Source organism: Candidatus Zixiibacteriota bacterium, from assembly GCA_040753495.1.
Lineage (GTDB): Bacteria > Zixibacteria > MSB-5A5 > GN15 > PGXB01 > DYGG01.
Genome location: JBFMEF010000064.1, coordinates 1 through 25,668 on the forward strand (window position 1 = coordinate 1; position 25,668 = coordinate 25,668).

Below are 25,668 nucleotides of genomic sequence, written 5' to 3' on the forward strand. Positions count from 1 at the left end.
TGACGGAGATGTCTATAAAGCAGGCGCGGAGATTTTTCGAAGAATTGAAACTTACCAAGCGGCAGGAGCTGATTGCCCGTCAGATACTGAAGGAGATTCGGGAGCGACTTTCCTTTATGGACAATGTCGGACTCAGTCATCTTACTCTTGGCAGAGCGACCTCGACCCTTTCCGGCGGGGAATCACAGAGGATTCGTCTGGCGACCCAGATTGGCTCGCGGCTGGTCGGAGTGATGTATATCCTTGATGAGCCATCTATCGGACTGCACCAGCGGGATAATCGAAAATTGCTGAATACCCTCACCGACCTGCGCGACCTGGGGAATACCGTTATTGTGGTAGAGCATGACCGGGAGACCATCGAATCGGCTGATTACGTGGTTGACCTGGGTCCCGGCGCGGGACAAATGGGAGGACGGGTGGTCGTCGCCGGCACTCCCGAACAGATAAGAAAGTGCCGCGAATCACTGACCGGGGCTTATCTGGCGGATAAAAGATGCATTCCGATTCCGAGAATTCGTCGCTCCCCTAACGGAAAATATCTTGCGCTCAGCGGCGCCCGGGGGAATAATCTCAAGAAAGTCAAAGTTTCGATACCGCTGGGAGTGCTGACGGTGGTTACGGGCGTTTCCGGCTCCGGCAAGTCCAGCCTGATCAATGAAACACTCTATCGCATCCTGGCGCGCCGTTTTTACAATGCGCGGCAGGCTCCGCTGGATTATGATTCCATTGAAGGGCTGGAGCATATCGACAAAGTAGTCGATATCGACCAGTCTCCTATCGGGCGGACACCGCGCTCCAACCCGGCGACTTATACCGGGCTCTTCACTTTCATTCGCGACCTTTATGCCCGTCTTCCGGAGGCGCGGATGCGGGGATACCAGGCGGGACGATTTTCGTTCAATGTCAAGGGAGGCCGATGCGAAGCCTGCCAGGGGGATGGAATTATCAAGATTGAGATGCATTTTCTTCCCGATGTCTATGTCCCCTGCGAGGTCTGCAAGGGGAAGCGCTTTAATCGGGAGACTCTCGAAGTTACTTACAAAGGGAAGTCGATCGCCGACACCCTCGATATGACGGTGGATGAAGCGCTGGTATTTTTTGAGAATATACCCCGCATCAAGCGAAAACTGCTGACGCTCAAAAACGTTGGACTGGGGTATATACATCTGGGGCAGCAGGCGACCACGCTTTCCGGGGGGGAAGCGCAGCGGGTGAAACTTTCAGCGGAACTATCCAAGGCAGCCACCGGCTCCACTCTGTACATTCTTGACGAACCGACCACCGGGCTTCACTTTGAAGATATCCGCATGCTCCTGGGAGTGCTCAACGAACTGGTTGAGCGTGGCAACTCGGTGCTGGTCATTGAGCATAATCTCGATGTCATCAAGACGGCCGACCATATTATCGATATCGGTCCTGACGGCGGCGAAGATGGCGGGCAGATTGTTGCCGTCGGCACACCCGAAGAGGTCGCCCAGAACAAGAAATCGTACACCGGGCAGTACCTCTCGGCAGAGTTGAAAAAAGCCTCCTGCTGAAAATCAAAAATTCCCACGGAGCTTTTGGTACTTTACAATCATTTTTTCAGGGCGGTTTTATTTTTTTGTTGCTGAGGCTTAACAACATTTTTATTGTAGAACTGAGTACAGACAAGCGTAGTTTTTTTAGGCCATTAAAAGGCAAAAGTAAGCGGATTAGGCAAGCAAGCCGGAGATGACGGAGGAGAGGCAGAAATGCCTCAAAATCTGAGCCCGACTTTATCATCACCACGGAAAGGAGCACATCATGGCGATGAAGAAAAAAGCGAAAGCGCGTCCGAAATCGAAAATGGCCCGGAAGACACTGGGAAAACTATGGCGCGCTGATGAACTGAAGAAACTTCGCGAGGGGTACAAAACCAAACCGGCTTCCCGGATTGCCAAGGAACTGAAACGGAGCCTGGCGTCAGTGCGCGGTAAAATCAGCGCCCTGAATCTTCGCAAACCGTCATTCCGGAAAGCAAAAGGGAAACGGTAAAACTGGTTCAGGAGACATTGCAGGGAAAGCGACAGATTCAAAATCTGAGTGCCTCTCAAAAAACCCGTTCGCCTCGGCGAGCGGGTTTTCTTTTGAAGCGCCGGTATTATATCTTCCGCGAAGAATTAGTGCTTGAGATTGTAGAAAACTTCCTTCCCCAGATACTGCGCCCCGGGACCGATTGATTCCTCAATGCGAAGCAGCTGATTGTATTTGCAGATACGGTCGGTGCGCGAAACGGAGCCGGTCTTTATCTGCCCGGTGCCGGCCGCGACCACGATGTCGGCGATGGTGGTATCTTCCGTTTCGCCGCTGCGGTGGGACACGACCGCGGTGAATCCGGCTTTTTTCGCCATTTCGATGGTGTCCAGCGTCTCGGTAAGAGTCCCTATCTGATTCAGCTTTATCAAAATGGAGTTGGATGATTTTTCCTTAATGCCGCGAACCAGTCTTTTCGGATTGGTGACATAGAGGTCGTCGCCGACCAGCTGTATCTTCTTCCCCAGTTTTTCCGTCATCAGTTTCCACCCCTCCCAGTCATCTTCGGCAAGACCATCCTCAATGGAAATAATCGGGTATTTCTTAACCAGGCTCTCGTAAAATTCAATCATCTGCTCGGAATTGAACTTCTTTCCTTCCCCCTTGAGATTATAGACCTTTTTCTTGGCGTCGTAGAATTCGGATGAAGCCGGGTCCAGGGCGAGGAGCACATCTTTTCCCGCTTTATATCCCGATTTTTCGATTGCCTCCATGATTACTTCCAGGGCTTCTTCGTTGGATTTCAGGTCCGGCGCAAAGCCGCCTTCATCGCCGACGGCGGTATTGAGATTTTTTGCCTGGAGGACTTTTTTGAGGTGCCCGAAGACCTCGGCGCCGATTTGAAGGGCGCCGGCGAATTTTTTGGCGCCCACCGGCATAATCATGAATTCCTGAAGGTCAACATTGTTGTCGGCATGTTTGCCGCCGTTGAGGATATTCATCATCGGCACCGGCAGAAGCTTGCAATTGGAGCCGCCGACATATTCATAAAGATACCGGCCCACCGACATCGCCGCCGCTTTGGCGGTGGCAAGCGAAACACCGAGCACGGCGTTGGCGCCGAGACTCGATTTATTCTCGGTGTTGTCAAGACCGATAAGGAAGTTATCGAGGGCAACCTGGTCGTACGGGTCGATTTTGTTCGAAAGTAGAGCGGGAGCGATTTTTTCGTTGACGTTCTTCACCGCCTTGAGGACCGATTTCCCGAAATATGTTTTGGCGTCGCCGTCGCGCAATTCCACCGCCTCATGGGTACCGGTGGAGGCTCCCGAGGGGACCGCGGCGCGCCCCAGCGAGCCATCAGACAATACCACATCAACTTCCACGGTCGGATTTCCCCGGGAATCAAGAATCTGGCGAGCGGTTATATAGTCAAACTCAGACATAGCAAATTCCTTTCTGATAGCGATAAAATATTTTTTAAATCTAAAGGAGACGACTCTATTGAGGCAATATAAAAACTCCAAAGGGGTAAAAACACAGGCGGTTATCTCCGATAAGTATATAAGAGAATTGACTTTGAATATGATAAGACGTTTAATATATTCGTCCTTCAGACGATATGCTCTCAAACAAAGGCTGGAAAGTTCTGGTAACCGGCGGCGCCGGATTTATCGGCTCGCACTTGGTCGAAAAGCTGCTCAGAAGCGGCGCCAGAGTGACTGTCCTGGTGCGGTACACGTCATCGGGTAAAGCCGGCTGGCTGGAATATCTTCCAAAAGATCTCACCGCGAACCTTCATCTGGTTTACGGCGATATTCGCGACCCGGACGTCTGCCGCAACGCAGTCAGCGGCAACGCTTATATTTTCCACCTGGCGGCGCAGATAGCGATTCCTTATTCTTATATAGCGCCGCGGGACTTTCTGACAGTGAATGGGCTGGGAACAGCCAATATGCTTCAGGCGGCGCGGGATGAGAAGGTCAAGAAATTCCTGCATGTCTCAACGTCGGAGGTGTACGGCACCGCCCAATATCTGCCGATTGATGAAGCGCATCCGCAGGTCGCCCAGTCGCCTTATGCGGCATCCAAGATAGCCGCCGACCGCATGGTGGAATCGTTTCATCTCAGTTTCGGATTGCCGACAGTGACCATGCGCCCCTTTAACAGCTATGGTCCGCGCCAATCGGCCCGGGCTATCCTGCCAACCATCATCTTGCAAGCGCTCTCGGGAAAATCAATCCGGCTGGGTAATGTCTCGACCCGCCGCGACATGAACTATGTCGGCGATATTACAGAAGGGATGCTTGCCGCAGCGTTCAATCCCAGAACGACCGGCAGGACTATCAATCTGGCGACCGGCAAAGACTACACGATTGAGGAGATGGTGCAATCTGTGGGAAATCTGCTGGGAAAGAGACTGGAAATCAAAACTGAGCGGCGGCGTCTGCGCCCGGATAACTCAGAAGTAATCCGTCTTCAAGGGGACAGCAAGCTGGCAAGAAAACTGATGGGGTATCGACCAAGATACAATTTGAAGTCGGGCCTGGTCGAAACCATACGATTTTTTGAGGCGCATCGCGAACTGTACAAGAAAGAGGACTATCAGCTGTGAAAAAGAGGGGTCAGCAGATTACGCAGGCGGTGATACTTGCGGGAGGGGAAGGAAGAAGACTTCTTCCCTACACGCGGGTGCTTCCCAAACCGCTCTGGCCTGTGGGGGATATCCCGATTGTGGAGATTCTTCTTCGCCAGCTGGGGCATGCCGGAATCAGTGAAGTGATACTGGCGGTCGGATACCAGGCGGAATTAATCAAAATGATTCTCGGCAACGGCGAGCAGTTTGGCATGAAGATTTCATATGCGTATGAAAAAAAACCGCTCGGCACGGCAGGACCGCTGCGAAATATCAGGAGACTTCGCGACAATTTCCTGGTTCTCAATGGTGACCTGCTGACCGACCTTCCCTTTGCTGATTTTATCTCTTTTCATATCCGAAATGCGGCGCCGGCAACGGTGGCATCGTATCGACGAACGGTCAAGATTGACTTCGGGGTGATAATCGAAGATAGGGGAAAGATTGCCGAATATAGAGAGAAGCCCTCGCTGGGGTATGAGGTCTCGATGGGGATATATGCCTTCAGCAGAGAGGTTTTGAAATATATTCCGGCGAACCGGTTTGATTTCCCGGAGCTGGTGCAGAGGTTGATTCAGAACGGGAGGAATCCCTCAATCTATAGATTCCGGGGGCGCTGGATGGATATCGGCCGTCATGATGACTGGGAGAAAGCGGACGAAATATTCCGAAGAAAACCTCAACTTTTTTTGCCTCCCTCAGCGTAAAAAGTCTTTAATCAGCCGATATTTAGTACAATCTTTTGAATCTAAGGATATAAGAATGAAATATTTGATTACTGGCGGTGGCGGCTTTATCGGCAGCAATATTGCGCATGAATTGGTACGGCGAAACGAGAAAGTTCGTGTGCTCGATAACTTTGCCACCGGAAGAAAAGTCAATCTTGCCGGGATTGAGGACAAGATAGAATTGATGGAGGGGGATATACGGGACTTTTGGACCGTGCGCGAGGCGGTCGAGGGAGTCGATTATGTCCTCCACCAGGCGGCGCTCCCATCGGTGCCGCGTTCGGTCAAGAATCCCCTGACCTCCAACAGCGTCAATATCGACGGCACTTTGAATCTGCTGGAAGCCTCCAAGCAGGCCGGAGTGAAGCGATTCGTGTTTGCTTCGTCATCTTCGGTTTATGGCGATACTCCGGAACTTCCCAAGCATGAAAAGATGTGGATGGACCCGCTTTCGCCTTATGCCGTGACCAAACTGGCCGGAGAAAAATATTGCAAAGTGTTCTACGAATTGTATGGACTGGAGACAGTGGCGCTGCGGTATTTCAACATATTTGGGCCTCGTCAGGACCCCGGTTCCGAATATGCGGCGGTGATTCCGAAATTCATCAATGCTCTTCTGGCGGGGCGGAGCCCGGTGATATTCGGCGATGGCGAGCAATCGCGCGATTTTACTTTTGTCGCCAATGCGGTGGAGGCGAATCTTCTTGCCGCCAAAGCGCCCGGAATCGCGGGGAAATATTTCAATATTGCCGTTGGTGGCCAGTACACGCTGAATACTCTGGTGAAGATGCTTCAGGAGATAATCGGCAGCGATATCAAGCCGAAATATGACCCGCCGCGCAAGGGGGATATCCTTCATTCCTTCGCCGACATCAGCCGCGCTCGAAATGAGATGGGATTCAATCCGAAAGTTGACTTCGCCAGCGGCTTGAAGATGACGGTGGAATGGTTCACGGCGCAGTTTCAAAACCGGACGCCGGTCGGCGGGATTCGGGTGAAGTGAAGCGACAGTCGCTACTTAAATAGAAAAAGGCGCCGAAAGGCGCCTTTTTTATTTTTGGTTGTTGTCTGGGTCAGTCAATATTCCGTTCGCAGGCAAAACAGGATAACAGTACTGGAAACGGGCGCACGGTTCAGTCTTTGAAGAGGTCGTCGAAACGTTTTTTCTTCTCTTCCTTGGAGTCCAGCGGGGTCATTTTTTTGTCATGCGAATGAACGGCCAGGCGCGCCTGGAAGAAATCGCAGAAGTTTGCTTTTTCTTTAATCGGAACGGGAGCCTCGATAGTCTCCCGGCATTGCCATCGGGCGGTCGGGTCAAAATGACGGCAGCCGCGGCAGGCGCGCAAGTCCGCCAGGCACTGGGGACAGGCATCGGCGCGCATCACTTTACCTTCGACGCCGGTGGGGCGCCCGCAATTCCAGCATAAGAGTCCAGGCATAGTTATAATTCCTTTCCCGCCGTCATAAGAGTTCCCTGCCGCGCGGTTTCATAATAATACACTCCTCGGGGCAGATATCGCGGCAAAGTCCGCAGCCGTAGCAGTTCTGATTGTGGACGAGGAGATTTCCCTCGCGCATTTCGCGCCCGCCAAAATAGCAGACCTCAATGCAAATACCGCAATGAGTGCAATCATCGAAGATGGTCTTTTCCACAAATGCCCCTCGGTCGCAGACTTCATCCTTATTGAGAAAATAACCGCAGCAATCATCGCAACAGAAACAGATGCCGTCAATGCCTCCCCGTCCGATGATATTGCGAAAGGGGCGCGCCACGAGATGTTTGTTGCGGGCTTCATTGAGGATATTTTCCACTTCGATATATTTTATTTCGCGCATTCCGCTGCCGGTGGCGTCAAAATCACCGCGAAACATCAGGCAGAGGTCAAGCCTCGAGCGAGTGCAAAACCCGCGTCCCTCGCGGCAACCGCAGTTGCAGACCCAGAATCGCTTATGGCCATTGATAATCGCCAGCGCCTCCTGGGAAGTGCAGACAAAATGCTGATGCTGGTCAGTGTTCGACATATTCTCACCTTTTTATCAGAAGAGGCCTGATATCCGCCATAGAAGTCCAGGCGTTGCTGTTCTGCCGGGCAAGAAAGATAACCGCTTCGGCGACCTCATCAACGGTCAGTTTCAGGGCCGCCTTCGACGGCGAGCGGGAAGCCTCCGACATATTTGACATCAGACGGGTTTCGGTCGATGCCGGCGACAGGACAGAGATTTTTATATTGTCGTTGCGAACCTCTCCGGCAACCGATTCGGAGAGGATATTAAGGGCCGCTTTGGAGGCGGCATATGCCGCCAGTCCCGGGGCTCCAATGCGGGCAGCGCCGGAGGAAATATTGATAATCTGGCCTCCCCCCTGCTTCTGGAAGAGAGGTATCAACTCCCGAAAGGTATGGAAAACGGCCTTAACATTAGTTTCGAAAATAGTATCGAATTCCTCTTCTGAAAGTTCGACAACCGGCTTGTTGATGCCGACACCGGCATTATTGATGAAGATATCAATTCCACTGAAGTTCTCGCGGACGGATTGGACGGCGATTCTGACGGCGGAAGCGTTCCTCATATCGGTGGGAAGAACAAGTATCTCTTTCTGGGGCAGCGGGAGGTCGTTGGCGACCATTTCCAGCTTCTCTCGATTACGGGCGATGAGGGCCAGCCGTGTCCCTTCAAGGGCAAAATGGCGGGCAATTGCCGCGCCTATCCCTTGAGACGCACCGGTAACTACAACTACAAGATTCTTCAGTGAACGCACCTGTTCCTCGCACCTCAAAAAGAAATTGCTCTGCCAAAAGGACCAGCGGCAGATATAGCAATTTAACTATTAGACAGAAAAAATAAAGGGCGAATCGCAAAAAAGTTTGGGAAGAGGCTGTCCCACAGACCGTCGCCGTCGCGATACAGAAGAGCGGCAGGTCACAATTTCGCGCTGCAGGCGATATGAGAGTCAAGTGTGTCGCACTTGACTGGGCGAAATCAGGAGCTGCCACAACGGTCGAGTCCGGCATTTCTGGGACAGCCTCAGAAACGATTGACCGCGGGCTGGAAGTATCAGGGAATCGGTTTCAAAATAGGAAACCCGCTTCCCCCTCAGAAGCGGGCTTCCAGCCATGAGAAAAGAAGATGGTGCTTGAAGGAACGACGACTGCTTCAAAGCACAGACGACCAAGGATCACAAAAATGACCGTCAACCTGAAACTATAATTAGCAAGCGAAGTGCCGTCGGAATGGAACGGAGTCTGCCATGGCGGCAACTTAATGTACTATAATATGTTATGATTGCTGTAGAATGCCGTCATAGTAATAACTGGCAAAATGACTCGTAAAATCATACGAAGCCAAATCCAAGTTTTCTCGCAACTTATTATGTTACAAAGAAATAGTTATCAGAAGTAAGATTCGATAATTCGGGAGAAATTGCGAATGAGCCAGCCGCCGCGTAACGCCGCTTAAGCCTGTATTCTGGCTATCACCATCTCACAGCTGAATGGTCTGCTCCCGGCTGGCGCCGGTTGAGACCAGCCCCAGCGCCGCATTTAATTCCCGAGAAACGAACTCAAGATATTCTCTTGCTCCTGGCGGCAGTTTGCCAAAGTCAGTAATCCCCACAGTCGAGCTTTTCCATCCGGCGAAATCGCGGTAGACCGGCTTGAGATGCCAGAGCGCGTTCGGGTCAAGCGGCATTTCATTTAATTTCGCTCCATTCAAATCATAGGCGATCGCGACCTTGATGGAATCGAGATGGTCGAGCACATCCAGTTTGGTGATTGCCAGTTTGGTAACCTCATTGATACGGCAGGCATAGCGCAGGGCAACCAGGTCGAGCCATCCGGTTCGACGGGGGCGTCCGGTGGTAGCGCCAAACTCTCCTCCCTTTTCGCGCAGCAGTAAGCCGGTGTCGTCAACCAATTCGGTCGGAAACGGTCCTGAGCCGACTCTGGTGGTGTAGGCTTTGACCACACCGACTACTTCGTCGATGGCTCTGGGCCCGATTCCAAGGCCGGTCAAAGCGCCGCCGACGGTGGTATTGGAAGATGTGGTGTAAGGGTAGGTGCCGAGGTCGATATCAAGCATCGCCCCCTGGGCGCCTTCCAGAAGAATATTCTTTCCGGCTTCACGGTGTCTCGCCAACGCCAGGGAGACATCAGTAATCATCGGTATCAAAACGGGGGCGAGCGCCATCAGATCGCCAAAAATCTTATCAATATCGGCCCGTTCGTCATTAGAGCCCGAAAAATATTCGCCTTTAACTTTCTTATGGATTTCAAGCCGGCGGCGCAGCCGCTCCGGCTCCAGCAAGTCGCTCATACGAATCCCGCAGCGGTCGACTTTGTCGCGATAAGCCGGTCCAATTCCCCGCAGAGTGGTGCCGATACCATCGCCGCCTCGTCTTTTTTCGTCAGTGCAGTCGATAAGCTTATGATAAGGCATAACCAGATTGGTGGCGGGAGAGATGAACAGCCGCCCTTCGATATCGATATTCTGCTTTCTGAGAGCCTCGATTTCCTCTATCAGCGCATACGGGTCAAGGACGACACCGTTGCCGATATAACAGACCTTTCCGCCATGGATTATCCCTGAGGGGATGAGATGGAGAATGAATTTCTTCCCCTCCGCCAGAATGGTATGTCCGGCGTTGGCGCCGCCCTGAAAGCGGGCGATGATATCAGCCTTCTCCGCCAGAAGGTCAACTACTTTTCCTTTCCCTTCATCACCCCATTGACATCCGACCACGATAACAGTTTTTCCCATTTATTCCTCCGGGAGGGACCTCCTCCGAGCGTTGGCGAGAGTTTCTATTTTTTCCACCAGTTCATCTTTACCGAGACCGCGGAGAGCCGAGAAGAAAACCGGAGTGACACCCAGCATCTTTTTCAGCTCTTCCCCTTTCTTAATAAGGGCGCTGCGGGAGAGCTTGTCGGCTTTAGTCAGAACCGGCAGAAAGGGGACTTTCTTGGCATCGAGCCATTCCAGCAGTGTCCGGTCACCGACACTCAAATCCCGGCGGCAATCGATCAGAAATATCATTCCACACAGGTTGTCCACATTATTTACATACTTATCCACAAGTATTCCCCACTCCCTTCTCATCTTGAGCGGAGCGCGAGCATAACCGTAGCCGGGGAGGTCAACGAAATAGTAGCGGTCGTCAATCAGGAAGAAATTGAGCGCTTGGGTTCTCCCCGGGGTTTTGGAAGTGCGCGCCAGTTTTCTCTGGCCGACAAGGCTGTTCAGCAGGGTAGACTTTCCGACATTGGAGCGCCCGGCAAAGGCTATATGAGGTAGAGAATTGGATGGAATCTGACTTATGCTTGTAAATGACCCGACAAAGACCGCCTTTTTAGGCATATCAATAAATTTCGAAGCCTTAAGTATTGGGAGAGAGAGTCATTTTTTCATCAATTCTTTCCGCCCGGCTCTATTCTTGACACCGGGCTTCAGAAACTTAGCGCCAAAGACAATCTTGAGCGCTTCCTCAATCCGTTTGACCGGCATCAGGTGCAGCCCCTGAAGAAGCTCCTTGGGGAGTTCGGGCAGGTCTTTTTTGTTTTTATACGGGAAGATGATATCCCTAATACCGACCCGCCGCGCCGCCAGAAGCTTTTCGTTGAGGCCGCCGATAGCCAGAATGTCGCCGGTGAGAGTCACTTCACCGGTCAAAGCCAGGCTGGAGCGAATGGGCGTGGATGTAAGCGCCGAGACAATTGCTACCAGAAATGTTATTCCGGCAGATGGACCCTCTTTAGGGACGGCGCCCTCGGGGGCATGCAGATGAATTTCAAGTTTGTCGAAGAAATCGGGCTCCAATCCGAACTGGGCGGCGTGACTCCGGATATATGCCAGAGCCGCCGACGCCGATTCCTGCATGACTGTTCCCAACTTCCCGGTCAGGGTCAATTTTGATGCCCCTCTCATAAGAGTGACTTCAATAGGCAGAACCTCCCCGCCGAATTCGGTCCAAGCCAGCCCGACCGCATATCCGGGGCCCGGGTCGGGATTGATTTCAGTGGAGATGAACGGCGGGACTCCCAGATATTCATCAATTTTCTTCGCTCCGACATTGACGCGAATCGTTTTCTTCCCTTCCGCGATTTTTTGCGCAATCTTGCGGAGGATAGCGGCGAGTTGGCGCTCGGCTTCACGCACACCGGCTTCCCGGGTGTAAAAACGAATTATCTCCAGCAGGGCATCATCGCTGAACTCTATCCCATATTTTTCCAGCCCCATCTCTTTTTTCAGTTTCGGCAATAGATATCCGCGAATAATGCCGAGCTTCTCATGCTCAAGGTACCCCGGCAGACGGATAATCTCCATCCGGTCCAGAAGCGCCGGCGGAATTCCTGCCATCGAATTGGCGGTGGTTATGAAGAGAACCTTGGAGAGGTCGAAATCAAGTTCGAGGAAGTTATCGGAGAAGGCAAAATTCTGCTCCGGGTCGAGGACTTCCAGAAGCGCCGCGGCCGGGTCACCGCGAAAATCGGCGCCGACCTTGTCAATTTCGTCCAGAAGAAAGACCGGATTAGCGGAACCGGCTTTACGGATGGACTGAATAATTCTTCCCGGCAGAGAGCCGATGTAGGTGCGACGATGTCCTCTAATCTCGGCTTCGTCATGAATCCCCCCCAATGACATCCGGACAAACTTACGGTCCAGAGCGCGGGCAATGGAGCGTCCCAGGGAAGTCTTTCCCACCCCGGGGGGACCGACCAGACAGAGGATAGGACCTTTGACCTTGCCGGCGACCTTCATGACCGCCAGATGCTCGATGATACGTTTTTTCGGTTTTTCCAGCCCGAAATGGTCTTTATCCAGAATATCTTTAACCTGCGGGAAATCGTTGCGGTCTTTGGTGACATAACTCCAGGGGAGCGCCAGGACCCACTCAATATAGTTGCGCACCACCGCCGACTCGGCTGAATAAGGATGCATCTTGGAGAGCCGTTTAATCTCTTCCTCGGCTTTCTCTTTCACCTCTTTGGGGGCGACCAGCTTATCCAGTTTCTTCTGCAGGTCATCGACTTCGTTGGCCACATCATCCATCTGTCCCAGCTCTTCTTTGATAGCGCGCAACTGCTCCTGCAGGTAGAACTCTTTCTGGTTTTGCGCCAGCGACTCACGGACGGTGCCGTCAATTCGCTGCTCGATTTTGAGAATCTCAATTTCGGAGCGAAGCGCCTCGGACAGGAGAATCATCTGTTCTTTGACCTGCGCCGATTCCAGGATGTGCTGCTTCAAATCCATTTTCAGAAGGACATGGGCGGCGATGGTATCGGTCAGCCGCTGGTAATTATCAATTGCCGAAATCGAAAAGAGAACCTCTTCGGGGATGCGCCGGTTAAGACGGACATACTCGGAGAAAAGCTCCGTCATGGTGCGGGAAAGCGCCTCCGATTCATTGTCGCGGAGTTCATCCGGCGGCATAACCTGCAGGCGAGTGATATAAAAGCCGCCGGTCTTATTCAACCCTTTCATCCGGGCGCGGGTCAGCCCCTCTACCAGCACTTTGATAGTGCCGTTAGGCAGCTTCATAATCTGCAGAATACGGGCTACCACGCCGACGTCGTAGAGGTCATCGGCTGAGGGGAAATCGACTTCGGGAGCCTTCTGCGCGCAGAGAAAGATCTGCTTGTCGAGAATCATCGCTTCCTGCAGGGCAGAGATGGTGAATTGCCGTCCCACCAGGAGGGGATAAATCATATGGGGGAAAATGACAATATCCCGCAATGGCAACACCGGGAGGCGCGCCTTGATTTCTATTGTTTCCTGCCCAAACGAGTATTTCATAGATAAGCCGTCATTCCTTCTTCAGAACTGAAATTTAACATATTTCGAAACGGAATAACAGCCTTTTTTGAGATTAATGGGGAGTCTCGAAAGCGCTTAATAATTAACGAGATAGGGGCACGAAACTTGATGTCGCAAAAAACCGGTTCAGACCAGATGCTCTCAGCCGACAACCTTCAACTTGGCATATTTAGCCATGATTTTCTTGAGTCCGACACCGCTGAAATGAATATCAAGCCTCAGATTCTCGCCGGCTCCTTCGACCCGCAGCACTTTCCCCCTGCCAAAAGTAGGATGTTGAACAATTCGCCCCGCCAGGGAATATTCATCCGATTCATACTCATAGCGTCTTTCCCCCGCCGCGCCGGCGCCGGACGCGGCATCCTCCCAGGTTTGACTGCCGCCTCTTCCCCGCCTTCTGTCGTCAACGACCAGCAGTTCCGAAGGAAGTTCTTTGATGAATCGCGACGGAATGGTCTGCATCATGCCATATCGATTCCTCTCGTCCGCCATGGTGAGATAAAGATGTTTCTTGGCGCGGGTGGCGCCGACATAGAAAAGTCTTCTTTCTTCCTCCAGGTCTTTGGCGTTTTCCAGCGACCGTCCCAGCGGAAAGAGTCCTTCTTCGAGACCGACGATGAATACGGCTTCGAATTCCAGCCCTTTGGCGGCGTGAAGAGTCATAAGTGTCAATTTGTCTTCGATTTCGTTGTATTCATCTATGTCGGTGTAAAGAGATATTTCGGAGAGGAAACTGTCCAGGGAAGGCTCTGCGGCGGCGCGGGCGAACTCGCGGGCGCCGGCGACAAATTCATTAATATTTTCAATCCGGTTCTCCGCCAGCAGCGGGTCTTCTTCCAGAAGCGCCTTGACCAGCCTGATTTCGTCTATCAACGCCTGTATCAAGTCGGCGACAATAGCGCTTGATTTAAGCTCGCGATATTTCTCGATAGTCTCGACAAACTTTGCAATAGCCGCTTTAGGCCGGGCAGGAAAATCATCAAATGTCTCGATTTCCAGAGCGGTTTCGTAAAGAGAACTGCCTTTGCTTGAAGCCAGTTCGGAGAGTTTGTTCAGGCTGCTTTCGCCCAATCCGCGACGGGGGTAGTTAATTATGCGCAGGAAAGAGATATCATCTTTGCTGTTCACCAGCAGCTTGAGATAAGCGACCAGGTCTTTGATTTCTCTTCTCTGGTAAAAAGAGATGCCGCCGATTATCTGGTAAGGAATGCTTTTCTGTTTAAGGATTTCTTCAAAGGCGCGCGACTGGGCGTTGGTGCGATACAGGATGACGGTTTCTTTGAGCGGTGTTCGATTGAGGTTGGATTCAATCTCACTAACAACGACCACGGCTTCATCATGCGACGAGTCGGTGAAAAACAGCCTGAGGAGGTCGCCGCTTTTCTGTTCGGTCCAGAGAGTTTTTCCTTTGCGGTCGAGATTGTTGGCAATGACGGTCGATGCCGCCTGCAGGATGACCTCTGTAGAGCGGTAATTTTGCTCCAGTTTAATTACCCTGGCGCCGGGGAAATCGGCTTCGAAATTGAGAATATTGCTGATATCGGCGCCGCGCCAGCCGTAAATGGACTGGTCTTCGTCACCCACCACACAGATATTCTGCTCGGGACCGACCAGATGCCGCAGCAGTTTGTACTGACTGTGATTGGTGTCCTGATATTCATCGACCAGAATATACTTGAACCGCTCCTGGTATTTGCGACGGATATTTTCGCTGGTCTCAAGGAGCCGCACCGACTGGAAGATGAGGTCGTCAAAGTCGAACGCGGCGCACTGCCGGAGTCGTTCGCTATAACGGAGATAGATTTCGGCGGTGCGGGTTTCGAAATAGCCGGAGGCTTTGGCGGCGAAGGCGTCGGCATCCTCCATCCGGTTCTTGGCGGCGGAGATTTTGTGCTTAAGGGACGAAGGAGTGAACTGGTTGCGATTGAATTTCAGGTCATCGATGCAGGTGCGGATAAGCGCGATGGCATCATCTTCGTCAAAGATACTGAAATTTGACGGATATCCAATAGCGGAGGCTTCATGGCGGAGAAGACGAGCGCAGAAAGAATGGAAGGTTGAAACCGTCAGGGCTTGCGGGGTTTCACCGAGAAGACCGGCGATCCGCTCCTTCATTTCGTTGGCCGCTTTATTGGTGAAAGTAACAGCCATGATATTAAACGGCTGCGCCAGCCGCCGGGCGAGAATATAGGCAACGCGGCTGGTCAGGACCCGGGTTTTGCCGGAGCCGGCGCCGGCGATGATGAGAAGCGGTCCCTCGGTGGTGATAACCGCCTCTTTCTGCACCGGATTCAGTTTTTCAATAATCTGGTCAGGAGTCATATGAGAGATATATTCAATATTTCCGGAATATTAATCAAATTGTCGCCGCCCCAGAAACGCTTTCAATTAAAGAGCCCGCCGGCGGCGGGCTAAAATTCAATGTTGGCGGATTTCCATCCGGGCAATTGCCATTACCCCTTGAACGACTTAATTGCCTCGTCAATGGTATCGCGCGTTTCAAATATGGTAACCAGCCGGGTAATAGTCAGAAGCGACTGAATTCCTTTGGTCACATTGGACAGGCGCAGTTCACCGTTATTGTTTTTCATGGTCGTCAAAGCCGAAATCAGCATCCCCAGTCCGACCGAACTCATCCATTCCACTTTGCCCAGGTCAACCACTACTTTCTTCTTTCCGGAATTGACCAGTTCGTGCAACTTTCCGTGAAACATCGTGGCATCGGGACCACCCATGACCTTCCCTTCCAGATGGATAATAGCCACATCACCTTTAATTTCGTCGCTAATCTTCATTCTATTTCTCCGGTCTGTACGGTTGTAATTATCAATATTATATGCCCTGAGGGCGATACAGATTGGAATTTTATCGAAAAGGAGGTCAAAAAGCAAGGGGAATATTCCGTGGAAACCGGGGCTTTTGGAGTGGCGTGACCGAGTGAATTTTATGTCGCGGCTGCCGACGGGGAATCAATCGGAATTGATTTAGCCGCCTGAGTATGTTATTTTAGATTTGTAAGGTATCAATAATGAGCTCGCCACGGGAAAAAAAGGGATTCATCAGCCGGCTGGCGCCGGCTCTTAAAGCCTTTGGCTATAAGAGGGGGAGAAAAGTAGAAAGGGGGGATGAGACGGAGCGGATTCGGGTCATGTACGAATGCTTCCGCGAAATCCTCAGTCTCAACGACACCACCCTGCAATTGATAGCCGATATCGAAGACCGCCTTTCGGGGCGGGTTGAGTTTTCGCTTAATGCAATCGTGAGAAGGATACGCCGCGGCGTGCTCGATGTTTTTGCGATGGTCAAAGACCTTGACCAGTTAGCGCCGGGGAAATATAACGCTCTCTACGATTCGCTGCGCCGGATAAATGCGGAAATTGAATCGGGCCTTTCAGCGCCGCGCGAGGTAGCATCGGGACCGCTGGTCATTCCGCTGCAGAATCTTCGCGCCTGCGACAGTTCCCTGGCCGGCGCCAAAATGGCAAACCTGGGCGAAATTAAAAACGTCCTGGGGCTTAATGTCCCCGATGGTTTTGTCGTCACCACCACCGCTTTTACCCGATTCATGTCACAGAATGATTTTATCGACCGTGCCCAGCGGCTGGAAGAACTTCTGGAAGAGTACGGGCAGCGTGTTACGGCTGAGGCATCACGGGAACTCCAGCAGGCGATTATCAACGCCCCTCTGGATAAAGAACTTGAGAACGCTATCGAAAAGGGATATTCCGAACTTTCGGGGGGCAAAGAGATTCTCCTGGCGGTGCGAAGCAGCGGCGTAGGTGAAGATAATGCGGCATCTCACGCCGGACTTTACTACACCGAGTTAAATGTCGGAAAATCGTGGTTGTTGGATTCTTACCGCTGGGTCCTTGCCAGCTCTTATCAACTGGGTGCGCTGCTGTACCGGCTGAAATACGGGTTGACGTCCGAGGATGCCTATATGGCGGTGGGATGCCTTCGTATGATAGAGCCGCGCTGCAGTGGAGTAATCTTCTCTCGCAGTTTCGATGACCCGGAGGCTGACAAGGTGGTAATCAGCGTCACGCCGGGAGAGATGATGGGCGGTGACGGCGCCAATGTAAAAACGGCGGACCTGATAGTATCATCAGGGTTGGAGAGTGACCAGATTCCCTCCTGCCTCAGAGAGGACGACCTTGCCGAATTGATAAAGGCGGCTCGCAGGTTGGAGGCACATTTCCGCTCCCCTCAGGATATAGAATGGCTCATCGGACAGGACGATAAATTATATATAGTTCAGAGCCGGTCGATGGTAGCATTAAGACCGCTGGGAGAAAAACCGAAGTTGCTTTCCCCATCGACGCCGGCGCCGCTTCTCAGCGGCGGAGCGGTCGCCTGTCCCGGCGCGGCAATGGGGAAAGTATATCGGGTGAAGGACCCGGCGAAACTGGAAGGATTTCCCGACGGCGCCATTCTGGTGACGTCGCAGTCGTCGCCCCGGTTTGCCCAGGTGATGAGCCGCTGCGCCGCTATCGTGGCGGAGCAGGGCTCGCCCATTAGCCATATGGCGATACTCGCCAGAGAATACAATGTCCCCACGATTGTCGGGATGAAGGAGGCGATGTCGGCACTAAGCGATGGCATGCTGGTGACGGTCGATGCCACCGGGCGTCGCATTTTTGAGGGAGAATGGCTCGCCACTGAAGGGGGACAGTTTATCCAGAGTGGACGGGACAGCTCGCCGGCGATTCAGAGACTGCTGAAACTGGCGCGACTGATTACTCCATTGCAGTTAGTTGACGCCACCTCGCAGGAATTTGCGCCGGAAAACTGCCGTTCGCTGCATGATATAACCCGTTATGTTCACGAGAAGGTTTTTGAGGAAATTTTCTACCTGGGCAATAAAGCCTCTCTTTCGGCGCCGGCCTATCTTAAACTGGACGGCAATCTTCCTTACGACGTTCTCATACTGGATGTCGGCGGGGGACTGGCCGAGGATGCCCAGAAACTCAAAAGGGTGCCGCTTTCTCAAATTGTTTCGTATCCGATGAAGGCGTTTATGGAAGGGCTGTGCGATGCAAGAATTGTCTGGGATAAACCGCGGGCTGTTTCCACCAGCGGGTTTATTTCGGTGCTTGGAGAGAGCATTGCCGGTCCGCCGGCGGAGGCGCAAGGGGTAGGGCGACCGTCATTTGCAATTATCTCCGACCGGTATATGAATTTCAGCACCAAAGCCGGCTATCATTTCAATACCGTGGACACTTATTGCGGAAAAAGCCTGAATAAGAATTATATACATTTTCGGTTCGAAGGGGGCGCCGCGGCGGAAACGCGGAGAGAGCGCCGCGTTAAATTTCTTAACCTGATACTCTCGGCGCTGAATTTCGAAGTGCAGTGCCGCGGTGATATCGTGGTTGCCCGACTGCAGAAATATGACCGGGAATTTATCTATTCCCGGCTGATAGATCTGGGTCGGTTAACTCTCTGCTGCCGTCAACTGGATATGCTGATGGACAGTGACGACAGCCCGGAATTTTTCGCGCGGGCATTTCTCGCCGGCGAATTGGACAAGTTTTAGTTCGTAAGAAACTTCAATGTCGGCAGTGGCGAACTAATGCCCTCCCTTGATCAAATCCTGCTGATGACTCAAATTCATCACTCTGATTCCGGAAAGAGTGCCATTTTTGTTCCGATAAGAAATCCGAACAATATCGCCAGTTACCGGTTGCAGACCCATATCGGCATCCGCCAGTGAAATCAGGTATTCGTTATGGGGCGGGTTCTCATCGGTAAGGCGAAGCATCTTCGATTCCGCCTGATATTCCACCACCGTTCCCTGCGCGACAAGCGGCGCCTGACTGCAGGAAAGAACCATGAAAAGAACTGCTATTAAGGCTGAGGAGAAGAGGAGAGATTTCATTTTCTAACCTCCCGGTCATTCGAAACAAAGCTTTTCACTCGGGCGACGCTCCGTTCTTTCATTACGCCCCGTACCAGAAGGCTGATGATGACGAGACTGATGACAATTCCGGCGGTGAGAATCAATATCGATGATGGCAACTGCAGTTCGAGCTGTTTGAGCAGCACCGAGGCGCAGGCGATGAAAATAGTCACGGCAAAGAGGAGGCGGATGGAATAGCCGCGGACATATTTGACCGCGACAGTACCAAGTTGGGCGCCGATAGCGGCTCCCAAAAGCATATACATCGCCGCCAGCAAGTCAACGCGCCCCTTGATACCGTAAGTGAAGGCGCCGTAAGCGCCGGTTATCATAACTTCAAAGAGGTCGGTACCGACCGCCACCAGGGTGGGGCAGCCGACCAGATAGATTAAAGCCGGCATACGGATGAACCCGCCGCCGACACCCAGGACGCTTGCCACCACTCCGGTAACAAGACCAACCAGAACCGGCAACCAAAGCGAGCACCTGATTTTGGAAGTCTTGAAATGAATCATCGGGGGGATATTTATCCTCTGCAATTTCTGGGCGAGGGTGTGTTTGTACTCCTCCTTGGGCGCTCCTTCGCGCGCCGCTTTCCGCTGCCGCCGCACATGGGACAGGTAGTCATACAAAACATAACTTCCGATGAGAAATAGAAAGATAACATAGATTTTCCGGATGACTGATTCCGCCAGTCCGATTCGTTCCAGGTACATTACCAGACTGGCGCCCAGCTCCATGCCGACGGTGGTTCCGATAATCATAGAGACCGCCAGGCGGACATCAACATTGCCAAACTTGCCGTGACGAATGGTGGAGACTATTGATTTTCCCCCCATATGGGCCAGGTCGGTGCCGATGGCATACGGCATGGGGAAGCCGAAAATGTTGAGCGCCGGCGTTACTATCCAGGCGCCGCCGATGCCAAAGAAACCGCCGCAGACGCCGACGGTCGTGCCGATGAGGAGCAGAAGTAAAACATTGAATTCCATCCCGGCCACCGGCAGATATACATTGAAAATATCCATAGTAATTTTTTCCTTGGAGTTCTTGTTCAGAGGTTATTCATGATGGTCCAGTTTGCCGAGATTGATACCCAGAAGAACCAGCGAGCGGTCCATCAGGTAGCCGAGAGCCAGCCCCATAAATGCCATAATCGCCACCACCACCAGTCCATACACCCAGAGACTGTCGTTGTAGATATCGGCAATCCACTTGGAAAGTCCGGGCTCCATATTACGGGTGTCGGCGACATTGTACAGCTTGGTTGCCGGTTTACCGCCGCCAGCGGCGTATGCCACAAGGGGCAAAAGCAGCAGACAACAAACGACAAAAAGCAGCAAAGTGATTTTTAAAACAGGATGTGGTCGGACAGACCTGTCCGCCGTGATGCGATAGTCCAAGAGTCACCTCCCGCGCCCGACGAGGGCGCGACATGATGGATTTACCTTACACTGACAATAAAAATAATCGTAATAGACCAAACTGTCAATAATTCAATAACAGAATTGAATATATTTTTCACCACGCCGCAACAAGTTACAGAGTGAAAACGATTGTGAAATTGTGATATATTTCACATAATGCCAAGGGGTTAAGCGAAACAGAGGGGGGTGAATGCGATTATAGCTGACACTAATTGTCGTCTATTGCTTCAGAAAATTCCGGCACTCTCAGGAGATTACTTTGAAATATTGCGGGCGCGATTCCTTGCTGACATTGCCGGCAGGAATTGCCAGAATCTCAACGACCAGGGGGGACGGTCCGCTGATGGAAATAATATCGCCGTTCTTGACTGGATGCGCCGGCTTGGTGCGGTTGTTGTTTAACTTCACCAGACCGCCCTCGGTCATCTCTTTGGCTAAAGTTCGTCGCTTTATCAAGCCGACTGTGGAGAGGAAATCGTCCAGGCGCATAAGAGAGAAATTAATTCAGAGGGCGAATCTCAACGAAAATCTGCTCTTTAACTTTTTCAATCCACCGGTCAACAAATTCCCCGGCCTTTGCCTGACGAGCCATCTCTTTGAGACGGTCATAATCTGTATCTGGGGAGAACTGACGGGCTTCCTGATATTCCAGAAGTTTCAGGATATGCAGCCCATATTCAGAGCGGACAGGACCGTAGATATCGCCGATATTCTTGATACTGTCCACGGCGCTGATGAAGGCCGGCGGCAAATCGGACTTGGCAAACCAACCGAGCTCTCCCCCCTGCTTGCGGGTCTCATCATCGGCGGAAAATATCTTCGCCAACTCTCGAAAATCGGAGCCGGCGAGAATTGCCTGCTTGAGAGAATCGGCCAGGCGGAAAGTCAGGGCGGAATCGGAGGGAGTGGGAATGACCTCAAAGAGAATATGCCGCAGATGCGCTTTATCGCCCGCTTTCTCTTCACATTTGATTATATGAAAACCGAATTCGGTGCGGACGACTCCCGAGATTTCACCGGGCTGGAGATTGAAAGCCGGGCGGGCAAACTCCGGAACGACGTCATCACGGGTGATGAAACCGAGGTCGCCACCAGCCAACGCTACCGCCTGCGGCGAATATTGCGCCGATATTGTCGCAAAATCGGCTCCCGCGGCAACATTCTTTCTGACTGACTCCGCCAGCAGACGCACGGAATCCTCGGTGGCGCCGGATGGCTGAAAGGTCAGTAAGATATGCGCCAGACGGACCGCTTCCGGCTGGTCGGGAATGGAGTCGCGATATTTATCATAGAAATCCATCACCTCCTGCCGCGAAATGGCTACGGCGGAGAGTTTCTTGGATATCAGTTTTTGTTTTAGGAGATGATTCTCTATCTCCGGACGAAGCCGTTTCTTGAACAGCCTCAGATTAAGCCCTTCCTTGGCGAGTTCGCCGAGGAAGGCATCTTCAGACGGGAACTGTGAAGCGATATTGCGGACGTGGTCGTCCAGAGTCTGGTCGATTTCCTCAGAGGAGACTTTTATGGAAGTGTCTTTGCGGGCTTCAATCTGAATCAATTTCTCCATAATCATCTGCTCCAGGATTTCCTTTTGCAGACGTTCCGCTTCCTCCTGATTGGCCGGTCGAATCTTGCGCTGAATGGCGACCATCTGAATCTGCGCCGCCAGTTCGGACGTCAGAATCGGTTCGGAACCGACGATAGCCGCTATCCGCTCTACCGGCTCCGCCGCGAGCAGCGCGGTCGGTAAGAAGCAGACGCAAACGACCGCGACTATAAAACTGCCGAGAAAGTTGCACCGTTTATTCAAATCTCAACCCAAAGTGGAATCAGCCGCGGCGTACTTGGCTTTATTGATACTGGCGCGGAGATTCTCTTCATAAATTTTCACGTCTATGTTCTCTTTCTGCTTTTCCACCCATTCGGCAAGGGCTTTGTTGCGACGTTCCCGGTCCAGTCTATCCTTAATATTCTGCTTGACGATATTAAAGTCCCGGATTTCCTCCGCCTGTTTGTCGGCGACATAGATGACCGCATATCTCTGAATGGTCGGAATCGGACCGGCGATTTCTCCCACCGGTGTCTGGTCAACATATTTGAAGAGGTCAGGATAATAGCGGTGGTCGGTAACGCCGAGGTCGCCGCCGGAGCCGCGTTTACCGGGTCGCTCGGTGTACTCATCGGCGAGTTTCTTGAACTGGGCCAGAGAGCGAATCTGGCTTTTCAGTTTCAGCGCCAGTTCTTCCGATGAAACCAGAATCTCATACAGATGCGCTTTTGGCGGCACGGTGTAGTCGGCAATATGGTCTTCATAGTACTGGCGCACTTCCCCGTCATCCGGAGGCGGGGGATAGATTAGAGAATCGTTTTCCATGATATCAGCCATCGCCAGCTCCCGGAATCGGGTTATCTTTCTCTTGAATTCCGGGTCGTTTTCAAGACCGACTTTTCGGGCTTCGACGCCGAGAATTTCCATCAGATTCATCTGGAAGATAAACTCCGCCATCGCCGCGGTGTCGTCAAAATCAGGTTTGGGGGCGCCGCGAAGTTTCTTTACTTTGGTGAGATAATCGCCCAGTGAAATCTGGCCTCCTTCCCAGGTCGCCAGAATCAACTCTTTCTCATCGCGGTCGAGTTGCGCCAGGTCGAAATCATTCTTGGGAATCTGCTCCAGAAGCTGCGGCGGATATAACGCCGAGCGGCGATGAAGAACATAGTCGCAGGTAGAGGTTTCAACTTTGACCGGATATTTCGCCTTAATGCCGTTGGTATAATTCTCGAGGACTTCGAATCGTTTCAGATTGTCCAGGGTGGCGCTAATCTGGTCTTTCATCTTATCGAAACTCTGCCGCTCTTCATTTATGGCGCGGTCAACCACTTTTACAATATGCCAACCAAATCTGGTCTTGAAGGGGGTTGAGATTTCCCCGGGATTGAGCTTGAAGGCGTTCTCTTCAAAGATATGGTCCAACTTTCCGCGAGAAAAATACCCCAGGTCGCCGCGGTTAGTGCGGGCTGTCTGGTCTTTGGAGTAGCGGACGGCCAGATCTTCAAAACTGGCGCCGTTTTTGATGCTATCCAGAAGCATCTTTGCCGAATCTTCAGTCGAGACCAGAATGTGGGAGGCTTGAATTTTATATTCTAATTGATTGTAGAAATCTTTCAGGTCTTCATCGGTAATCTTGATCTTGTCGTTTATTTCGCGCTGATAGAGGATGTCGAGAAGGAAGCGGTCGTAACTGGCAAGCACGATACGGTTGACCTCTTCGGAGGCATCTATGTTTCTCTTATATGCCTCTTTTATAAGCAGCCTCTGCATGATAAGACTGTCGAGAACGGCGCGGCGGCTTTCATATTCATCCTCATAAGAGGCGAAATTCATCCGGTTCTGCCCGTAGATTTCATCCATATCGCGGGCGGTAATCTCATCGCCGCCAACGCGGGCCAGGACCAATTCATCCTTCTTGCCGCAACCGGTCAAGAATGACAATATCAGTACAAAGGTCAAGGTTGCTGTTAATAACAGATAGCGTAGTTTCATAAATCGTTATTCCTCATTAAATTCACGTCAATTTATACCATTGGCGGCAGGGTAAGTTCCTCCCTGCGGAATCAAAGGGTGAACTATACTATGCCAGTGACGATTAGGCAAGTCATTTTTGATTTTCGCCGCAGCCATAAACCGACGCAACCTGTTGCTGATTATCAAATTGAAAATAAGGAAACCCGGCAGGCGGTACGAATAAAATTGCTCCCTGCGCGTTATTTGACTATTTTCAGCGAATGTTAACTGTTTCGCCATGGAGGATAGAATGTCACGATTGCTGACCGGAAGAAGATTTTATTTTCTTTTGACGATTATACTGGGCTATTTCCTGTATTCGGTGGCGTTTGCCGGCGGCCTTGCCGGAGATAAATCTGCTGCGGGCGGAGATGAAGTCTCCGATGTTCTTCTCGGGTTAATAATCATAATCCTTGCCGCGAAACTGGGGGGCGACCTGCTGGAACAGGTCAAGCAGCCGGCTGTTTTGGGAGAGCTTATTTTCGGAATGCTTATCGGAAACCTGCATCTTCTCGGAATTGACTTTCTGGAGCCGATGAAGCAAAGCCATACTCTGGAGATTCTGGCGGAACTGGGGGTGATATTACTTCTGTTCGAAGTCGGCCTCGAGTCATCGCTGGGCGAAATGATGAAGGTCGGCGCGACATCGCTTCTGGTAGCCCTGTTCGGCGTCGTTGCCCCCTTCTTTCTCGGATGGGGAGTAGGACTGCTCTTTCTTCCGGAAGAGTCGCTCTATGTGCATATCTTTATCGGCGCGACCCTGACCGCGACCTCAGTCGGCATAACGGCGCGAGTTCTCAAGGATATTAACCGGATTCAATCCCGGGAAGCGAAAATCATTTTAGGGGCGGCTGTCATAGATGATATACTGGGGTTGATTATACTTGCCGTCGTGGTCGGCATAATCAGCGCCGCCAACGCCGGGACCGGGGGTATCGATTCATTCCAAATCTTTCTGATAATCGCCAAAGCGGTCCTGTTTGTGCTTGGCGCCGTTATTGTTGGCGGGAAACTGGTTCCGAGAATATTAAGAGCGGCGCTGCGTCTGAAAGTGGCGGGAGTGCTTTTATCGATCGCCCTGATGGTCTGTTTTGCGCTGGCGTATCTTGCCGATATTATCGGGCTGGCTCCGATTGTCGGCGCCTTTGCGGCCGGATTGATTCTGGAGGATATTCATTACCGCGAGTACCGGGAACGAGGCGAGCATGAGATTAAGGAACTGATAAATCCGATCGGGCTGTTCTTGATTCCGGTTTTCTTCGTGAAAATGGGGATGGTGGTAGACTTGACCACCTTCTACAATACTGATATTCTTCTATTTGCGGCAGTCATGACCCTTGCCGCAATCGCGGGCAAGCAGGTCTGCTCCCTGGCGGTCTTTGACCGTTCTGTCAACCGCTTTGCTATCGGACTGGGAATGATACCGCGCGGTGAGGTTGGTCTGATATTCGCCGGAATCGGGGCAAAACTGATGATTGACGGGCATAATGTCATATCAGCAGGCACTTACTCGGCGATTGTAATCATGGTGATCGTCACAACCCTGGTGACCCCACCGCTGTTGAAAACTGCCATGCTGAAAAGCAAAGAGTGAAGCGGAGAGAGGAGTC

Annotated in this window: 22 protein-coding genes; 7 read left to right on the forward strand and 15 right to left on the reverse strand. The window is 52.0% G+C overall.

Annotation, left to right across the window (positions count from 1 at the left end; all coding sequences use genetic code 11):
• Both uvrA and AB1690_04075 read left to right on the forward strand, forming a co-directional pair.
• The coding region (gene uvrA / locus AB1690_04070) for an excinuclease ABC subunit UvrA (GenBank protein MEW6014477.1) at positions 1-1,541 on the forward strand (1,541 nt) is incomplete at its 5' end.
• Between the two features lie 247 nt (positions 1,542-1,788).
• Positions 1,789-2,019, forward strand: coding sequence for a hypothetical protein (locus tag AB1690_04075; protein MEW6014478.1), 231 nt, complete (start codon positions 1,789-1,791; stop codon positions 2,017-2,019).
• Between the two features lie 125 nt (positions 2,020-2,144).
• Here the strand turns inward: AB1690_04075 and eno are convergent, their stop codons facing one another.
• Entirely contained in the window at positions 2,145-3,443 is a 1,299-nt protein-coding gene (eno, locus tag AB1690_04080; protein ID MEW6014479.1) for a phosphopyruvate hydratase, read from the reverse strand.
• A gap of 176 nt (positions 3,444-3,619) precedes the next feature.
• Between eno and AB1690_04085 the strand changes: the two genes are divergently transcribed.
• The 3 genes from AB1690_04085 to AB1690_04095 are packed head-to-tail and all read left to right on the forward strand — an operon-like array spanning position 3,620 to position 6,364.
• Positions 3,620-4,612 carry a GDP-mannose 4,6-dehydratase gene (locus AB1690_04085; GenBank protein ID MEW6014480.1) on the forward strand — a complete coding sequence of 331 codons (993 nt, stop codon included), beginning with the start codon at positions 3,620-3,622 and terminating at the stop codon, positions 4,610-4,612.
• Positions 4,609-5,340, forward strand: a complete 732-nt coding sequence (locus AB1690_04090; protein MEW6014481.1) for a sugar phosphate nucleotidyltransferase — start codon at positions 4,609-4,611, stop codon at positions 5,338-5,340. The genes AB1690_04085 and AB1690_04090 overlap by 4 nt, the downstream gene beginning before the upstream one ends.
• 55 nt (positions 5,341-5,395) lie before the next feature.
• Positions 5,396-6,364: an SDR family oxidoreductase gene (locus AB1690_04095; GenBank protein MEW6014482.1), complete on the forward strand. Its 969-nt coding sequence runs from the start codon at positions 5,396-5,398 to the stop codon at positions 6,362-6,364.
• 130 nt (positions 6,365-6,494) lie between these two features.
• Here the strand turns inward: AB1690_04095 and AB1690_04100 are convergent, their stop codons facing one another.
• The 8 genes from AB1690_04100 to AB1690_04135 form a co-directional block, all read right to left on the reverse strand.
• The gene (locus AB1690_04100; GenBank protein ID MEW6014483.1) at positions 6,495-6,800 is read right to left on the reverse strand and encodes a hypothetical protein; all 306 of its coding nucleotides are present in this window, start codon (positions 6,798-6,800) and stop codon (positions 6,495-6,497) included.
• A 22-nt stretch (positions 6,801-6,822) separates the two neighbouring features.
• Positions 6,823-7,383, reverse strand: coding sequence for a hypothetical protein (locus tag AB1690_04105; GenBank protein MEW6014484.1), 561 nt, complete (start codon positions 7,381-7,383; stop codon positions 6,823-6,825).
• A gap of 4 nt (positions 7,384-7,387) precedes the next feature.
• Complete coding sequence (locus AB1690_04110; protein ID MEW6014485.1) at positions 7,388-8,119, reverse strand: SDR family oxidoreductase; 732 nt, start codon at positions 8,117-8,119, stop codon at positions 7,388-7,390.
• A gap of 722 nt (positions 8,120-8,841) precedes the next feature.
• Positions 8,842-10,116 (reverse strand): adenylosuccinate synthase, encoded by a 1,275-nt coding sequence (locus AB1690_04115; GenBank protein ID MEW6014486.1) that lies wholly within the window; start codon positions 10,114-10,116, stop codon positions 8,842-8,844.
• A complete protein-coding gene (yihA, locus tag AB1690_04120) occupies positions 10,117-10,713 on the reverse strand; it encodes a ribosome biogenesis GTP-binding protein YihA/YsxC (GenBank protein ID MEW6014487.1) in 597 nt (198 codons plus the stop codon).
• A gap of 39 nt (positions 10,714-10,752) precedes the next feature.
• Entirely contained in the window at positions 10,753-13,149 is a 2,397-nt protein-coding gene (gene lon, locus AB1690_04125; protein MEW6014488.1) for an endopeptidase La, read from the reverse strand.
• Positions 13,150-13,311: 162 nt separating this feature from the next.
• Complete coding sequence (locus AB1690_04130) at positions 13,312-15,492, reverse strand: UvrD-helicase domain-containing protein (protein ID MEW6014489.1); 2,181 nt, start codon at positions 15,490-15,492, stop codon at positions 13,312-13,314.
• 131 nt (positions 15,493-15,623) lie between these two features.
• Entirely contained in the window at positions 15,624-15,965 is a 342-nt protein-coding gene (locus tag AB1690_04135; protein ID MEW6014490.1) for an STAS domain-containing protein, read from the reverse strand.
• 233 nt (positions 15,966-16,198) lie between these two features.
• Here AB1690_04135 and AB1690_04140 point away from each other — a divergent pair, with 233 nt between their 5' ends.
• Positions 16,199-18,706, forward strand: coding sequence for a PEP/pyruvate-binding domain-containing protein (locus tag AB1690_04140; GenBank protein MEW6014491.1), 2,508 nt, complete (start codon positions 16,199-16,201; stop codon positions 18,704-18,706).
• Between the two features lie 33 nt (positions 18,707-18,739).
• Here the strand turns inward: AB1690_04140 and AB1690_04145 are convergent, their stop codons facing one another.
• The 6 genes from AB1690_04145 to AB1690_04170 form a co-directional block, all read right to left on the reverse strand.
• Positions 18,740-19,048, reverse strand: a complete 309-nt coding sequence (locus AB1690_04145) for a hypothetical protein (protein ID MEW6014492.1) — start codon at positions 19,046-19,048, stop codon at positions 18,740-18,742.
• On the reverse strand, positions 19,045-20,097 hold the full coding sequence (locus tag AB1690_04150; GenBank protein ID MEW6014493.1) for a sulfite exporter TauE/SafE family protein: 1,053 nt from the start codon (positions 20,095-20,097) through the stop codon (positions 19,045-19,047). Before AB1690_04150 ends, AB1690_04145 begins: the two co-directional genes overlap by 4 nt.
• A 33-nt stretch (positions 20,098-20,130) precedes the next feature.
• Positions 20,131-20,370 (reverse strand): hypothetical protein, encoded by a 240-nt coding sequence (locus AB1690_04155; GenBank protein MEW6014494.1) that lies wholly within the window; start codon positions 20,368-20,370, stop codon positions 20,131-20,133.
• A gap of 372 nt (positions 20,371-20,742) precedes the next feature.
• Positions 20,743-20,985 (reverse strand): S4 domain-containing protein, encoded by a 243-nt coding sequence (locus tag AB1690_04160; GenBank protein MEW6014495.1) that lies wholly within the window; start codon positions 20,983-20,985, stop codon positions 20,743-20,745.
• Positions 20,986-20,995: 10 nt separating this feature from the next.
• The gene (locus AB1690_04165) at positions 20,996-22,306 is read right to left on the reverse strand and encodes a peptidylprolyl isomerase (protein ID MEW6014496.1); all 1,311 of its coding nucleotides are present in this window, start codon (positions 22,304-22,306) and stop codon (positions 20,996-20,998) included.
• 3 nt (positions 22,307-22,309) lie between these two features.
• Entirely contained in the window at positions 22,310-24,037 is a 1,728-nt protein-coding gene (locus AB1690_04170) for a peptidylprolyl isomerase (protein MEW6014497.1), read from the reverse strand.
• Positions 24,038-24,308: 271 nt separating this feature from the next.
• Here AB1690_04170 and AB1690_04175 point away from each other — a divergent pair, with 271 nt between their 5' ends.
• The gene (locus AB1690_04175; GenBank protein MEW6014498.1) at positions 24,309-25,652 is read left to right on the forward strand and encodes a cation:proton antiporter; all 1,344 of its coding nucleotides are present in this window, start codon (positions 24,309-24,311) and stop codon (positions 25,650-25,652) included.
• Positions 25,653-25,668 lie beyond the last annotated feature (16 nt).